10 protein-coding genes and 1 pseudogene are annotated in these 15,146 nt (G+C 72.0%); 6 read left to right on the forward strand and 5 right to left on the reverse strand.

The window, feature by feature from the left end:
* The first annotated feature begins 61 nt into the window (after nt 1-61).
* The 5 genes from ACFFIA_RS01970 (at nt 62) to ACFFIA_RS01990 (ending at nt 7,783) form a co-directional block, all read left to right on the forward strand.
* On the forward strand, nt 62-2,143 hold the full coding sequence (locus ACFFIA_RS01970) for a molybdopterin oxidoreductase family protein (protein ID WP_377244331.1): 2,082 nt from the start codon (nt 62-64) through the stop codon (nt 2,141-2,143).
* Complete coding sequence (locus tag ACFFIA_RS01975; protein WP_377244334.1) at nt 2,140-3,585, forward strand: FAD-dependent oxidoreductase; 1,446 nt, start codon at nt 2,140-2,142, stop codon at nt 3,583-3,585. Before ACFFIA_RS01970 ends, ACFFIA_RS01975 begins: the two co-directional genes overlap by 4 nt.
* 175 nt (nt 3,586-3,760) lie before the next feature.
* Nucleotides 3,761-6,307 (forward strand): nitrite reductase large subunit NirB, encoded by a 2,547-nt coding sequence (gene nirB / locus ACFFIA_RS01980; protein ID WP_377244337.1) that lies wholly within the window; start codon nt 3,761-3,763, stop codon nt 6,305-6,307.
* Nucleotides 6,304-6,645 (forward strand): nitrite reductase small subunit NirD, encoded by a 342-nt coding sequence (nirD, locus tag ACFFIA_RS01985; protein ID WP_377244340.1) that lies wholly within the window; start codon nt 6,304-6,306, stop codon nt 6,643-6,645. Before nirB ends, nirD begins: the two co-directional genes overlap by 4 nt.
* A 49-nt stretch (nt 6,646-6,694) precedes the next feature.
* A complete protein-coding gene (locus ACFFIA_RS01990) occupies nt 6,695-7,783 on the forward strand; it encodes a uroporphyrinogen-III synthase (RefSeq protein WP_377245660.1) in 1,089 nt (362 codons plus the stop codon).
* A 179-nt stretch (nt 7,784-7,962) separates the two neighbouring features.
* Here the strand turns inward: ACFFIA_RS01990 and ACFFIA_RS01995 are convergent, their stop codons facing one another.
* The 4 genes and pseudogenes from ACFFIA_RS01995 to ACFFIA_RS02010 form a co-directional block, all read right to left on the reverse strand.
* Nucleotides 7,963-8,589, reverse strand: coding sequence for a GTP-binding protein (locus tag ACFFIA_RS01995; RefSeq protein WP_377244343.1), 627 nt, complete (start codon nt 8,587-8,589; stop codon nt 7,963-7,965).
* A complete protein-coding gene (locus tag ACFFIA_RS02000) occupies nt 8,570-8,938 on the reverse strand; it encodes a DUF742 domain-containing protein (protein ID WP_377244346.1) in 369 nt (122 codons plus the stop codon). Before ACFFIA_RS02000 ends, ACFFIA_RS01995 begins: the two co-directional genes overlap by 20 nt.
* 57 nt (nt 8,939-8,995) lie before the next feature.
* Nucleotides 8,996-9,403, reverse strand: coding sequence for a roadblock/LC7 domain-containing protein (locus ACFFIA_RS02005; protein WP_377244349.1), 408 nt, complete (start codon nt 9,401-9,403; stop codon nt 8,996-8,998).
* Nucleotides 9,403-12,609: pseudogene (locus ACFFIA_RS02010) on the reverse strand (sensor histidine kinase). The gene ACFFIA_RS02005 and the pseudogene ACFFIA_RS02010 overlap by 1 nt, the downstream one beginning before the upstream one ends.
* 471 nt (nt 12,610-13,080) lie before the next feature.
* On the opposite strand from ACFFIA_RS02010, the gene ACFFIA_RS02015 reads away from it, so the two are divergent.
* Nucleotides 13,081-14,262: an ABC transporter substrate-binding protein gene (locus ACFFIA_RS02015; RefSeq protein ID WP_377244352.1), complete on the forward strand. Its 1,182-nt coding sequence runs from the start codon at nt 13,081-13,083 to the stop codon at nt 14,260-14,262.
* A 54-nt stretch (nt 14,263-14,316) separates the two neighbouring features.
* On the opposite strand, the gene ACFFIA_RS02020 is transcribed toward ACFFIA_RS02015, so the two are convergent.
* Nucleotides 14,317-15,141 (reverse strand): ABC transporter permease, encoded by an 825-nt coding sequence (locus ACFFIA_RS02020; protein WP_377244355.1) that lies wholly within the window; start codon nt 15,139-15,141, stop codon nt 14,317-14,319.
* Nucleotides 15,142-15,146 lie beyond the last annotated feature (5 nt).

Consider the following 15,146-nt stretch of genomic DNA (forward strand, 5'->3'; position numbering starts at 1 on the left):
TTAGCAGGCCCGAAACAATCGGGACCCGGCTGCGAAACGGCCCCTCGGCACGCTTTCCGGCATGGCAGGCGCGACGGAGAGTCTGATAGCGATCCGCGAGGTCGCCACTCACTGTCCGTACTGCGCGCTTCAATGCGGCATGACCCTCCGGGCGGCGCCGGAGGGTCACGTCGAGGTCGCCGCGCGCGAGTTTCCCACCAACCGCGGCGGCCTGTGCCAAAAGGGCTGGACCGCGGCCGAGCTGCTCGACCACCCCGAGCGGCTGACCTCCCCGCTGGTCCGGGCGGGCGGCGAGCTGCGCCCGGCCACGTGGGAGGAGGCGCTCGACCGGGTCACCGCCGGCATCCTCGCCACGCAGGCGGCGCACGGGCGGGACGCGGTGGCGGTCTTCGGCGGGGGCGGCCTGACCAATGAGAAGGCGTACGCGCTGGGCAAGTTCGCCCGCGTGGCACTCCGCTCGAAGAACATCGACTACAACGGCCGCTTCTGCATGTCGTCCGCCGCCGCGGCGGGCATGCGCGCCTTCGGCGTCGACCGGGGCCTCCCCTTTCCGCTCGCCGACATCGGCGAGGCGGACACGCTCGTGCTCGTCGGGGCCAATGTCGCGGAGACGATGCCGCCCTTCGCGCGCTACCTCACCGAGCAGAAGGCGCGCGGCGGCACGCTGATCGTGATCGACCCGCGGGCCACCGCCACCGCCCGGCAGGCGACGCTCCACCTCCAGCCGATGCCCGGCACCGACCTGGCCCTGGCCAACGCGCTGCTGCACATCGCGCTCGGCGAGGGCTGGATCGACGAGGCGTACGTGGCGGCCCGCACCACCGGCTTCGACGAGGTACGGCGCACGGTCGCCAGCTACTGGCCGGCCCGAGTCGAGCGGATGACCGGCGTGCCCGTCTCCGATCTGGAGGCGGCCGCCCGCGCGCTCGGCACCGCGGAGAAGGCGATCATCCTGACCGCGCGCGGCGCCGAGCAGCATGCCAAAGGCGTCGACACGGTCACCGCGTTCATCAACCTGGCGCTCGCGCTCGGCCTGCCCGGACGGCCGGGGTCCGGCTACGGCTGCCTCACCGGCCAGGGCAACGGGCAGGGCGGGCGCGAGCATGGCCAGAAGGCGGACCAGCTCCCCGGATACCGCAAAATCGACGACCCGGCGGCCCGCGCGCACGTGGCCGGTGTCTGGGGCATCGACCCCGACGACCTGCCCGGCCCCGGCCCGTCGGCGTACGAGCTGCTGACCGGCGACGAGATGCGGGCGCTGCTGGTCTTCGGCTCCAACCCGGTCGTCTCCGCGCCCCGCGCGGCCCGCGTGGAGAGCCGGCTGCGCGATCTCGACCTGCTGGTCGTCTCCGACTTCGTGCTCTCCGAGACCGCGGCGCTCGCCGACGTGGTGCTGCCCACCGCCCAGTGGGCCGAGGAGGAGGGGACGATGACCAACCTGGAGGGCCGCGTGCTGCGGCGCCACGCCCTCCGCGAGCCACCGCCAGATGTGAGGACGGATCTGGCGGTGATTGCCGAGCTGGCCTCCCGGCTCGGCGCCGGCGCGCGGTTCACCACCGAGCCGCGAGCTGTGTTCGAGGAGCTGCGGCGTGCTTCTGCCGGGGGTACGGCGGACTACGCAGGCGTGACATGGGAGCGGGTCGATGCCGAGGACGGCGTTTTCTGGCCGTGCCCATCGGTGGACCGGCCGGGCACGCCGCGGCTTTTCCTCGACACCTTCCCCACGCCCGACGGGCGGGCCCGCTTCCTGCCGGTCGAGCACCGGCCGGCGGCCGAGGAGGTCGACGCGGAGTTCCCGCTCTACCTCACCACTGGGCGGCTCCTCGCGCAGTACCAGTCCGGCGCGCAGACCCGGCGGATAGAGCCGCTGCGGCGCAGCGCGCCGAGCGCGTTCGTGGAGCTTCACCCCGATCTGGCCGCGCGCCTCGGGATCGAGGCCGGCGACGAGGTCGTCGTCACCAGCCGGCGCGGTGAGATGCGGGCGCCCGCCCGCCTGACCGAGACGATCCGGCCGGACACCGTCTTCGCGCCGTTCCACTGGGGCGGCATGGCCCGGGCCAACTCACTGACGAGCGACGCCCTCGACCCGACGTCTCGAATGCCGGAGTTCAAGGTGTGCGCGGTGAAGGTACGAGCAGCATGAACGTCGTCATCATCGGATACGGCATGGCCGGCTCCCGGCTCGCCGCGGAGCTGCGTGACCGCGCCCCGCACCTCAAGGTCACGGTGCTCGGCGCCGAGCCGCACCGGGCGTACAACCGGATCATGCTGTCGAGCGTGCTCGCCGGCAAGGTGCGCGAGCGCGACGTGGAGATCACCGAGGCCGCCGGGCATGGCATCGACCTGCGCCCAGGCGTCACGGTCAGCGCGATCGACCGGGCTGCCCGCGTGGTCACCACCACCGCCGGCGACCGCATCGAGTACGACCATCTGGTGCTCGCCACCGGCAGCCGCGCGCTCATCCCGCCGCTGTCCGGGCTCGACCGTGAGCGCCTGCCCGAGCGGGTCGCGGTGTTCCGCACGCTCGACGACTGCCGCCGCATCCTCGCGACCGCCTCGGGGGCGCGCACCGCGCTCGTACTCGGTGGGGGTCTGCTCGGTCTCGAAGCGGCGCGCGGCCTGGCCGCGCGCGGCATCGCCACGGAGGTCGTGCACGCGGTCGGCCACCTCATGGAGCGCCAGCTCGACCCGGGCGCGAGCGCGGTCCTCGTGCGCACGCTGGCCGGCCTCGGCATCGCCGCCCACCTCGACGCGATGGCCTCGTCCGTCGCCGCCGACGCCGACGGGGTGACGCTCGGCCTCGCCGACGGCCGCGAGCTCCGCGCCGACCTGCTCGTGCTGGCCTGCGGCGTACGCCCGGAGACCGCGCTCGCCAGCGACGCCGGGCTCGCCGTCGAGCGCGGCGTCGTGGTCGACGACCACCTGCGCACCAGCGACCGCAACATCTCCGCGATCGGCGACTGCGCACAGCACGAGGGCGTGGTCAGCGGCCTCGTCGCGCCGGCGTGGGAGCAGGCCCGGACCGTCGCGCGCGTGCTCGGCGGGGAGGACCCTCTCGCCCGCTACCGGCCGCTTCCGGTGGTGACGCGACTCAAGGCCGCGGGCATCGACCTCGCCGCCATGGGTACCTTCGCGCCGGCTGAGGACGCCGAGGAGCTGAGCTTCGCCGACCCGGCCCGCGGCACGTACGCCAAGCTGACCATCATCGGCGAGCGGCTCACCGGCGCCATCATGCTCGGTGACAACCCGGCGGTTGGCACGGTGATCCAGCTCTTCGACCGCGGCACGCCTGTCCCCGCCGACCGGCGGGCGCTGCTGCTCGGCCGGGCGATCGGAGTGCCGGCCGCGACCCAGGCGGAGTCGCCGGCGCTGATGCCCGACGCGGCCACGGTCTGCCAGTGCAACACCGTCAGCAAGGGAGCACTCGTGCGCTGCTGGCGCGCCGGTGCGCGGTCCGTCGACGACGTGGTCGCCGCGACCCGGGCGACGACCGGCTGCGGCACCTGCCGCGACGCGGTCGAGGGCATCGTCGATTGGCTCTCCACAGTGGACGCCCCGGCGGCGGCAGCGGAGGTTGCGGCGTGAGCGAGCGAGTTGGCGCGGCGGCGTCTGGACTGAGCGGTCCCGCCGACGCGGTCGGGGTCCGTGGTCCCCGCGTAAACGTGGAGCGCAGCGGAGCGTTTTCGTGGGGTGGTCTTTCGGGGACGCGAGGGAAGGCGTCGCCTTCAGCGCCGCACGAGCGAGCGAACCGGGAGGCAGAGTGAGGCAGCTCGTCGTCGTCGGTAACGGCATGGTCGGCCAGCGGTTCGTGGAGGCGTTGCGGTCGCGCGACGCGAGTGGCGAGTGGCGGGTCACCGTGCTGGCCGAGGAGGGGCGCGCGGCGTACGACCGGGTGCGGCTATCCGCCTTCTTCGACGGGGTTTCGGCCGAGGAACTGAGCCTGCACACGCCCGACGACGGCGTCGACCTGCGGCTCGGCGACCCGGTCGTACGGGTCGACCGGGAGCGGCGGGTCGCGGTCACGGGCGGCGGCGAGTACCCGTACGACGCCCTGGTCTTCGCCACCGGCTCCTACCCCTTCGTCCCGCCGGTCGACGGTGCCGACCTGCGCGGGGTCTTCGTCTACCGCACGCTCGACGACCTGGAGGCGATCCGCGACCACGCCAAGGGGCGGCGCACCGGCGCGGTGATCGGTGGTGGCCTCCTCGGGCTGGAGGCCGCCAACGCGCTGCGGCTGCTGGGGCTCTCCACGCACGTGGTGGAGTTCGCGCCGCGGCTGATGCCGGCGCAGGTCGACGAGGCGGGCGGCGCGATGCTGCGGCGCTACGTGGAAGACCTCGATGTCAAGGTGCACACCGGCATCGCGACGACCGCGATCCGGCCGCGGGTCGATGGTTCCTCCGGCCGCTCAGCCAGCGCCGAAGGTGGGACCGTGCACGGGCTGGTGCTGTCTGACGGCTCCTGGGTCCAGGCCGACCTCGTGGTGGTCGCGGCCGGCATCCGCCCCCGCGACGACGTGGCCCGCGCGGCCGGCCTCGACGTGGGCGAGCGCGGCGGCATCCTGGTCGACACCGCGTGCCGTACCTCCGACGAGCGCATCTGGGCGATCGGCGAGTGCGCGGCGGTCGAGGGGCTCTGCTACGGGCTGGTCGCGCCCGGCTACGCGATGGCCGAGGTGGTGGCCGACCGGCTGCTCGGCGGGGCGGCCACGTTCCCCGGCGCCGACATGTCCACCAAGCTCAAGCTGCTCGGCGTCGACGTCGCCTCGTTCGGCGACGCGCACGGCGCGACCGAGGGCTGCCTCGACGTCACGTACACCGACCCGGCCACGCGCGTCTACGCCAAGCTGGTGCTCTCCGACGACGCCAAGACGCTGCTCGGCGGCGTACTTGTCGGCGACGCCTCGGCCTATCCGACGCTCAGGGCCAGCGTGGGCGGGGCGCTGCCCGGTCCGCCGCTCGCGCTGCTGGCACCGGAGTCCGACGGGAGCGGCACGGGCGCCGGGATCGCCGCGCTGCCCGGTGGCGCGCAGGTCTGCTCGTGCAACGCCGTGACCAAGGACCAGATCGTCGGGGCGATCCACGAGGGCTGCACCGACGTACCGGCGATCAAGGCGTGCACGCGCGCGGGCACGAGTTGCGGCTCCTGCGTACCGATGCTCAAGCAGTTGCTGGCCGTCTCCGGCGTGCAGCTCTCGAAGGCTCTGTGCGAGCACTTCGAGCACAGCCGGCAGGAGCTCTTCGAGATCGTCCGGGTCCGCGGCATCCGCACGTTCTCGCAGCTCGTGGCGGAGCACGGGCGTGGGCGCGGCTGCGACATCTGCAAGCCGGCCGTGGCCTCGATCCTCGCCTCACTGGGCAACGGCTACGTGCTCGACGGCGAGCAGGCCACGCTCCAGGACACCAACGACCACTTCCTGGCCAACATCCAGCGCGACGGCACGTACTCCGTGGTGCCGCGCATCCCCGGCGGCGAGATCACGCCCGAAAAGCTCATCGTGATCGGTGAGGTGGCACGCGACTTCAACCTGTACACGAAAATCACCGGCGGACAGCGGATCGACCTGTTCGGCGCGCGGGTCGAGCAGCTCCCACAGATCTGGCGCCGGCTGGTCGACGCGGGCTTCGAGTCCGGACACGCGTACGGGAAGGCGTTGCGCACGGTCAAGTCCTGCGTCGGCTCCACCTGGTGCCGATACGGGGTGCAGGACTCGGTCGGGCTCGCGGTGGCGTTGGAGCTGCGCTACCGCGGGCTGCGGGCGCCGCACAAAATCAAGTCGGCGGTCTCGGGGTGCGCGCGGGAGTGCGCCGAGGCGCGGAGCAAGGATTTCGGCATCATCGCCACCGACCAGGGGTGGAACCTATATGTCGGAGGCAACGGCGGCTTCCGCCCCCGGCACGCCGACCTCTTCGCCAGGGATCTGTCCACTGAGGACCTGGTGCGCTACGTCGACCGGTTCCTCATGTTCTACATCCGCACGGCAGACCGGCTGCAACGCACCGCCGCGTGGATCGAGGCGATGGACGGCGGCCTCGACCACCTGCGCGCGGTCGTCGTCGACGACTCGCTGGGGCTCTGCGCCGAGCTCGACGCCGCCATGGGCCGCCACGTCGAGTCGTACGAGGACGAGTGGCGCGCCACCGTCGACGACCCGGAGCGCGTGCGCCGGTTCACCTCCTTCGTCAACGCACCGGACACCCCCGACCCCTCGATCACCTTCGAGGTGGAGCGGGGGCAGCCGGTCCCGGCACTGGGCGAGCGCCGACCCGTGGCGCTCGGTCTACCGACCATGGGAGTACGCCAATGACGGACACTCTGACGGCGCGTTGGGAAAAGATCTGTCCACAGCGGCACGTGGAGCCGGAGCGTGGGGTCGCCGCGCTGGTCGGTGACGCGCAGGTCGCCATCTTCCGCACGTACGACGGTCAGCTTTTCGCCATCGACAACCGCGACCCGATCGCCGGCGCCAACGTGATGTCCCGCGGCATCGTCGGCAGCAGAGGCGACGTGCCGACCGTCGCCTCACCGCTGCACAAGGAGGTGTACGACCTGCGCACCGGCGAGTGCCTCGACGTGGCCGGCGTGGCGGTGCGCACGTTCCCGGTACGGGTACGCGGCGACATGGTCGAAGTGTGCGCGCGCTAATGAGCCCGCTTCGCGCCGCGTGGGCGCCAGCGGCGAGGCGATGACGCAGATGAGCGAGGAGCTGTCCGGCTTCACGGTCGGAGTGACCGCCGACCGGCGGCGCGACGAGCTGGCCGCCCTGCTGGAGCGGCGGGGCGCGCGGGTCGTCCTCGCGCCGGCCCTGCGGATCGTGCCGCTCGCCGACGACACCGAGCTGCGCGCGGCCACGCGAGCCTGCCTGGAGCGCCCGCCCGACGTGGTGATGGCCAACACCGGCATCGGTATGCGCGGCTGGCTCGAGGCGGCCGAGGGGTGGGGGCTGGCCGAGCCGCTGCGCGGTGTGCTCGCCCAGGCATACATCGTCGCCCGCGGCCCCAAGGCCCGTGGCGCCATCCGTGCGGCCGGACTGCACGACGAGTGGTCACCGGCCGGCGAGAGCTGCGACGAGGTCATCGAGCACCTTCAGCGCCGCGGGGTCGAGGGCCAGATCGTCGCCATGCAGCTGCACGGGGAACGGCAGCCCGAGTGCACCGCCGCCCTCGAAGCCGCCGGGGCGACGGTCATCGAGGTGCCCGTGTACCGCTGGGCGCCGCCCACCGACCCCGCTCCCCTGCACCGCCTCGTAGACCTGGTCACCGGGCGGCTCGTCGACGCGGTCACCTTCACCTCGGCACCGGCCGTGGGCGCGCTGCTACGGGCGGCCGGGGCGGGCGGCGACGCGGTGCTGGAGGCGCTCCGGTCGGACGTACTCGCGGCCTGTGTCGGCCCGGTCACCGCCGCCCCGCTCCGCCGCCACGGCGTACCGGTGGTCGCGCCCTCCCGCGCACGGCTGGGCGCACTGGTCCGCACCCTCGTCGACGAGTTGCCCCAACGCGCGGTCAACCTCAAGGTCGCCGGCCACGTACTCACCCTCCGCGGCCACGCCGCCGTCGTGGATGGCGAGCTACGTCCACTGGCGCCGGCCCCGATGTCGGTACTTCGCGCGTTGGCCGCCACCCCCGGCCGCGTACTCTCCCGGGCCGCCCTGCTGCGCACCCTCCCGCGGGGCGCCGACGAGCACGCGGTGGAGATGGCGGTGGCCCGTCTACGCGCGGCGCTGGGCGCGCCCGGCGTGGTCCAGACCGTCGTGAAGCGGGGCTACCGCCTGCCGGTCGACTGAGCCGCGCCCCGATCCGCCGCTGGCTGGTGCCGCACGCCCACCGGCGGTGTTCGCCTGCTCCGGCGCGTCGCTGGCCCGCTCGGCCATGGCAGCCCAACCCACACGGCAAACGCCGCGCGCCGGAGGTGGCACGCGGCGTGGGTGGCACGCGGCGTGGGTGACCGGCATCGGTCAGGCGGTCAGCCGACGGGCGTGGGGCGACGACCACCACCGCGCTCGGCGCGGAGGGTCATCATGGCGTGCTCGACGACGTTGACCAGGACGTGCTTCACCGAGTCGCGGTGGCGCGCGTCGCACAGCACCAGTGGCACGTGGGGCGCGATGGCGAGCGCCTCGCGCACCTCCTCCACGTCGTACTGCTGGGAGCCGTCGAAGACGTTGAGCGCCACCACGTACGGCAGGTGACGGTTTTCGAAGTAGTCGAGCGGGGCGAACGCGTCGGCGATCCGGCGGGTGTCGACCAGCACGGCGGCACCGACCGCGCCCCGGATGATCTCGTCCCACATGAACCAGAACCGGGTCTGGCCGGGCGTACCGAAGAGGTACAGGATGAGGTCTTCGGCCATGGTGATACGGCCGAAGTCCATCGCGACCGTCGTGGTCTCCTTGCCCGGCACCTTCGACGGATCGTCGATGCCCACACCGGCCGCGGTCATGACCGCCTCGGTTGTCAGCGGGGTGATCTCGGAGACGGCGCCCACGAGCGTCGTCTTACCGACGCCGAAGCCTCCCGCGATCACAATCTTGGCGGATGTGATCCCGCGGTTACGGCGCGCTGCTGCGGCGTTATAGCCTGCGAAGTCCACTCAGCACCCTCTCAAGCAGTTCCATCCGCTCCTCATAGGCTTCGACCGGAGCGGCACTGTGCAGCGTCAGCAAGCCTTCCGCCACCATGTCGGCGACGAGCACCCGGGCGACGCCTAACGGGAGCCGGGTGTAGGCCGCGATCTCCGCCAACGACTGCGCACGGTTTTCGCAGACGGTGGCGATGCGGTGCTTGTCGTGGCCGGCGAACCGAGACTCCTGCACGGCGGCCGAGTCCGCCACGAGCACCGCCTCGAGCGCGATGTCGCGGCGTGGTTCGGTGCGCCCGCGGGTGACCGCGTACGGCCGGACCAGCGCACCTCTCGGGTCTTCTCGCGGTTGGTCAACCATGACGCGGTCACCTCCTTCCGTAGTCGTCGCGGCGTCACCGTCATTATCTACTTAGGACTAGCGGGTGACGGCCTCTCGGGTCGCCGGCGACAGGGCCGCACCGACCCGCTCGACGAGCAGTGCCATCTCGTACCCCACCTGACCCACGTCACAGCTGCGGGCGGCCAGGACGGCCATCGAGGAGCCGTCGCTGATCGACATGAGGAAGAGGTAGCCGCTGTCCATCTCGATGACCGTCTGGAGCACTCCACCGGCGCTGAACATCCGCGACGCGCCATCCGTGAGGCTCACGACCCCGGATGTGATCGCGGCCAGTTGGTCGGCCCGGTCGCCCGGCAGATCACGCGACGACGCGAGGAGCAGGCCGTCGGCTGACACCGCGACGACGTGGGCGATGCCGGCCACGCTGTCGGCGAAGTTGCTGAGCAGCCAACTCATGTCCTGCATCGCGGCTGGCCTCGTCATCAACTGGTCTCCTTGGTAGAGGTACTCCCGTTTTCCTGGATGCCGGCCGACCGGCCCCGCTGCACACCCCGGTGGTACGCGGACAGCAGGCCGCGGACCTCGTCGGGCGTACGCCTTGTGCGCTCGCGGCTGGTCGAGTTTTCGACGCCACCGGGCACGAGCTGAGCCTGGGGTACGCGCTTGGGCAGACCCGAGCGCGTCGTACCTCCGCTGGCGGGCTGGGCGGCCCGCTCGGCGCGCTGCCAGCCCTCGTCGGCGGCGGTGCGCCAGCTCTCCTCGGCCGCGCTCCGGGGGCGTGGCACCGCGCCCGCACCGGCGTCGGCGGCACTCCGCGCGGCCGGTGGCACGACCGGCGGGGCGTACGCGGCCGGCGGCGGCGCCTCGGCCGGGGTCGGCGGCGGGGTGGGGGTGCGGCTCGGCAGCGACCCGCCGAGGCCGGAACCACCGCCCAGCCCACCGTTGCCCAGCCCACCGTTGCCCAGGCCCGAAGACCCGCCAGAAAGTCCCGAGGACCCCCCGGAGAGGCCCGTGGAGCCACCGGAGAGGCCCGAAGACCCGGACGACATGCCGGAGGACCCGGAGAAGCTGGAGGAACCGCTGGAGAGGCCGGACGCGGCGGGCGACGCGCTCGACGACGTGTAGCTGCCGGTCGAGGTGACCGGGGCGCCGCTGGGGCTCACCGCCGAGAAGATCTGTGTCGACGCCTGGCCGTGCGAGCGGAACCAGACCGCCTCCATCTCCCGGTAGATCGGCACCTCGCCACCGTCGTCGGGGCGGGGCACCACACCGGGCGAACCGGCCACCGGACCAGCCGGCAGGCCGGAGGGGGGCAGTACGGCGGGCGTCATGGGGTGGGCGGTCGCCGGGATCGCGGCGCCCGCCCGCTGTGGCAGCGCGGACGGCGTCTGCACGGTCGGGTACGCCACGGTGGGCGTCCCCAGCCCGGCCTGCGCCGCCGACTGGCCCAGCGTGGCGCCGGCCGACTGCCCGATGGTCGGGAACGCGCTGGTGGCCGCCGTCGCGTTGACCGGGACGGCCGAGGTGTCCCAGGACGTCGTCGGCACTTCGCTCTGCCACGGGTCGGAGATCGTGGCGGCCGAACTGCGCGTGACCGGCGCCGCCGGCTGCGACGACCATCCACCGGACACCGGCGCCGCGGCGGCCGAGCTGGTCTCCACCGCGAGTGGCGAACGCGGGCGGGTGAGCACCTGCTCGCGGGTACGCGGCTTGGGCAGCACCACGATGCCGCTCGGCAACGTCACCTGCGCCACGGTGCCGCCCTCGACGTTGGGGCGAAGCTCGACGCGGATGCCGTACCGGGAGGCGAGGCGGCCGACGACCGCCAGACCCATCAGCCGGAACGCGGCCACGTCGACCGTCGGCGGCTGGCTGAGCCGGTGGTTGAGCGCCTCGAGCTGGTCTTCGGTCAGCCCCAGACCGCGGTCTTCGATCTGGACCAGCACGTAGTCGCGGATGCGCCGGGCGTCAGCCACCACCACTGTGTTGGGCGGCGAGAAGCGGGTCGCGTTGTCGAGCAGCTCGGCGATGAGCCGTACGACGTCGTTGACCGCGTGGGCCGCGATGGAGATGTCGGTGTCGACGGTGCCGAACTCGATGCGGTTGTAGAGCTCCACCTCGGACTGCGCGGCGCGGAGCGCGTCGACCAGCAGCGCGTCGTCGCGGCGCGGGGCGGTGGAGTCGGCGCCGGCGAGCACCAGCAGGTTTTCGTCGTTGCGGCGCATTCGGGTGGCGAGGTGGTCGAGCTGGAAGAGCTGCGCCAGCCGCTTGGGGTCTTCCTCACCGCGCTCGATCATGTCGAGCTCGCCGATCATCCGGTCGACCAGCGCCTGGCTTCGGCGGGCCAGGTTGAGGAACATCGCGGAGACGCTCGTCCGCAGCGCGGCCTGCTCGGCCGCGATCCGGACCGCCTCGCGGTGTACGACGTTGAAGGCCTGGGCCACCTGCCCGACCTCGTCGCGGTTGGGTAGCCGGATCGCGTCGCGCACCTGCCGCACGATCTCGTCGGGGCCGCCCTCACCGATGCTGCGTACGTCACGCAGCTGGGCGACCGCATCGGGCAGGTCGCGGTTGGCCACCGCGAGCGCGCCCTCCCGGAGGCGGCGCAGCGAGCGGTTGAGCGAGCGGGCGAGCACCACGGCGAGCGCGATGGCGATGAAGAGCGTGATGAGCACGAGGATCGCCTCGAACACCGCCTGGCGGAACACGGCCCCGCGGATGTCGTCGGCGTTGGCGAGTACCCGCGCCTCGAGCTCGACCTCGGCGTAGCGCATGAGGTCGACGACCGCGCCGATCGCGAACTGCGCGTCCCCCGCCTGACCCTCACTGGGGATCGCACCGACCGTGCGGGACACGAGGGCCTCGGTGGCCTGCGCCAGGTTGACCGCGTCACCGGTGACGATGGCGTCCGCGACCGCCTGCTGCTCACTGCTCGCGACCTGCTCGAACGCCTGCTGAGCGGACTCCTGGCTGGTGAGCGTGCTGAGGAAGGAGTTGAGCTGCTCCTGGCCCAGCCGGTCACGGCCGACCAGTGCGGCGTAGACGACCGCCTCCTCCTCGGCCTTCGCGGCCTTGGCCCGGGCGAAGGCGGCGACCGCGCGCAGCTCGTCGGCGAGGTCGCCCTCGCCGGCCAGCTGTCCGATCACGTCGCCGTAGGCCACGAGGTCGGTCAGGATGTTGCCGTATCGGACCACCGCCTCGGCCGCGGGGCGCTGCTGGCGGGCGAGCATGTCCTGGCGGGTGCCGTTGAGCGCGTCGAGGTGGCTGTCGATCCGCACCAGCCGCGCCTCGACCGAGGCGGGCACGTCGCCGATCTCCCGCCGCTCGTTGCGGTAGGCCCCGATCCGCTCGTCGGTGCGGCTCACCGCCGCGTTGAACGCGTTCTTGGCTTCGCCGCCGTTCGCCAGGTACGCCGTGGCGGCCATCCGCTCCTTGTGCAGATCCTGCGTCAGCGCCGAGACGTCGGTGGAGAGGGCGGTCAGGTCTCGGATGAGGCTGGCGTCGAGCGCGCCGCGCCCGACGTCGACGAGCCGGACCGTGGCCAGCGCGACCACCGCAGCGACCGGCACCACCAGGATCAGCGCGAGTTTGGACCTGATGCGCGCGTCACGCAGCCGGGGAAACCAACGGCGCGCAGCACGGCGGGCCTGCGCACCTTTTTCGGGCAGGGTCGTAGGTCCCGTGCTCACGACATCGCCTCCGTCGTCGTCTCCACGTGTGACTCGCTGGATCGACGCCTGGGTGCATCGGTCAGCGCCGCACGCGGCACGGCCGCGATTTCACCAGAAACGGCACCCACTTGGGAAGCCTCAGCCAGGCAGGAAACGGTCGCACCATCCCCAATAACAACTCCGCCCACTCCACTCCTTCCTCAGAATGTGGCCGTGACCTGCGCAAACATCAGCCTGTACGACATTGATGTCAATAAAGTTAACGAGTACAAACTTCTTGGCAACCCACTATGTGGGATGGGCATCCCGTGGAAACAGGTACCCTCCGGCTTGACCCCGAGCCGCGCCGTTGGCATGGTTTCCGAGGTTCGATTGACTGCGCGCTCACACCGTACGGCAGGCCCGTCCGCGTCGCTCCACAGGGGACGGACAGCGGTCGCCAGCCCTTAAAACACCAGCTCTGCTGGGCCGTCCACATGGAGGACCAATTTGAGGCCCATACGCTCCGTGACGCTGTCTGCGCTCACCGCAGCCGCGCTGGTTCTGTCGGGGTCCGCGTGCCAGTCGGGCGAGGAAACGGGCAGCGTCGAAGAGATCATCATCGGCGCGGACCTGGAGCTCTCCGGACCCACGGCGGCGATCGGGCAGGCATACCGCCGCGCGCTCGAGCTGAAGATAAGCCAGGTCAACGACTCCGGCGTGCTCGGCGACCGGACGCTCAAGCTGGACATCAAGGACAACGGCACCGACACGAGCCGCTCCCTCACCAACGTGGGCGAGTTCGCCAACAACCCGGACGTGGCGGCCATCATCATGGGCACCTGCGCGGAGTGTGTGGTCAAGGCGGTCGACACCGTCGAGGGCCGGCGCATCCCCACCATCGCGCTCGCCCCGGCCGGCAATGTGGCGTCCCCGGTCAACGAGCGGCAGTGGGTCTTCAAGGTCGGGCCCAACGCGGTCGACAACGCCGCCGCGCTCACCGCCGAACTCACCGCCGACAAGCGGACCCGCGTCGGCGTGCTCTTCGCGGACGACGCGTACGGCCGGGAGGGGCGCGATGCCCTTGAGGACGCGATCGAAGGCGCGGCCGGCGCAGCCCAGGACATCGAGATCTCTGGCAAGGTCCCGGTGCGACCCACCGACACCGACGTGAGCCAGGCGATGGAGACGCTGCTGGAGACCGAGCCCGACGCGATCGTGGTGTGGACGTTCGCCGAGCAGGCGGCGCTCGCGGCGGCCAACGCCAAGCAGGCCAAGTTCCGGGGCGGACTCTACTTCGACGCCGCGGCCGCGGGCGACCTCTTCCTTTCCGGACAGCCGGCCATCAACGGCGCCACGATGGTGTTCACGCAGACCATGGTGATCGACGGCGTCATCGCCACCACACCGGCGACGGCGGCCCGCAAGCAGTGGTTCCGCGACTACACCGCGCAATACGGCAGCTACTACGGCTTCTCGTCGTTCGCCGCCGACGCGGTCCAGATGGTTACCAACGCGCTCCAGCAGAGCCCCACGGTCAGCCGCGACAGCATCCGGTCAATCGTGGAGACGTCGCAGTTCGACGGGCTGTCCGGCCCGATCCGGATCACGCCGGACAACCATTCCGGCCTGATGCCGCAGGCACTCACCGTGCTCGTGGCCCGCAGCGGCCGTTGGCACCTGGCCAGCTAAAAGCAGAAGGGGTACGGCGCCAGGAGGCTGGCGCCGTACCCCCGATCCGTCAGGTCAGCGGTCGGTCGTGGCGCGCACCCACGGCAGCAGCAGCCGCTCCAGGCCGATCAGCAGGTAGTAGAAGACGATGGTCGTCGACGCGATCAGCACGAACGCCGCGAACGCCGTCGCCGACTGCCCCTGGCCCAGCGTCTGCTGGATGATCGAGCCGAGCCCGGGCCGCTCGGAGTCGCCCGCTGAGAACTCACCGATGATGGCGCCCACGGAGGCCAGCGGCAGCGCCAGCTTGAGGCCGACGAAGACCTGTGGCAGCGCGGCGGGCAGCCGCACCTTGAGAAACATCTTTGTCCGCGAGGCGTCGAGCGAGCGGGCCATCTCGGCCAGCTCGGCTGGCGTGCGGGTCAGGCCGGTCACGGTCGAGAGCACGACCGGGAAGAAGCACATCACGAAAATCATGAACTGGATCGGCGGCTGGCCAAAGCCGAGCCAGGCGACGAGCATCGGCCCGAACGCGATCTTCGGCACGGCGTTCACCGCCACCAGCAGCGGCGAGAACATCCGCTCCAGAAGCGACGAGCTGGCCAGCATGAGCCCGATGAGGAACCCGATGGCCGCGGAGACGACAAACCCGAAGAGCGTCTCCAGGGACGTCACCAGCGTGCCGTCGAGCACGTAGTCGCGGTTGTCGTTGAAGCCGCGCACCACGTCCTGCGGCGGTGGCAGCACGACCGGGTGGGCCAGGCCCAACACGCTGGTCGCCAGCCACCACACGAAGATCGTGACGACGAGGCCCCCGACGGGATAGAGGAAGGCGGGCACCCGCGCCTGGGACCGGGGGCGGACCGCCGCGGGCGGCGCGACGACGGACGTCTGGCTCAATTCAC

The sequence above is a fragment of the Phytohabitans kaempferiae genome (assembly GCF_042433955.1).
GTDB classification, from domain to species: domain Bacteria; phylum Actinomycetota; class Actinomycetes; order Mycobacteriales; family Micromonosporaceae; genus Phytohabitans; species Phytohabitans kaempferiae.

Coding starts and splice junctions, on each gene's coding strand:
- ACFFIA_RS01970 (WP_377244331.1), top strand. CDS start 62: ATGGCAGGCGCGACGGAGAGTCTGATAGCGATCCGCGAGGTCGCCACT.
- ACFFIA_RS01975 (WP_377244334.1), top strand. CDS start 2,140: ATGAACGTCGTCATCATCGGATACGGCATGGCCGGCTCCCGGCTCGCC.
- nirD (WP_377244340.1), top strand. CDS start 6,304: ATGACGGACACTCTGACGGCGCGTTGGGAAAAGATCTGTCCACAGCGG.
- ACFFIA_RS01990 (WP_377245660.1), top strand. CDS start 6,695: ATGAGCGAGGAGCTGTCCGGCTTCACGGTCGGAGTGACCGCCGACCGG.
- ACFFIA_RS02000 (WP_377244346.1), bottom strand. CDS start 8,938: ATGGTTGACCAACCGCGAGAAGACCCGAGAGGTGCGCTGGTCCGGCCG.
- ACFFIA_RS02005 (WP_377244349.1), bottom strand. CDS start 9,403: ATGACGAGGCCAGCCGCGATGCAGGACATGAGTTGGCTGCTCAGCAAC.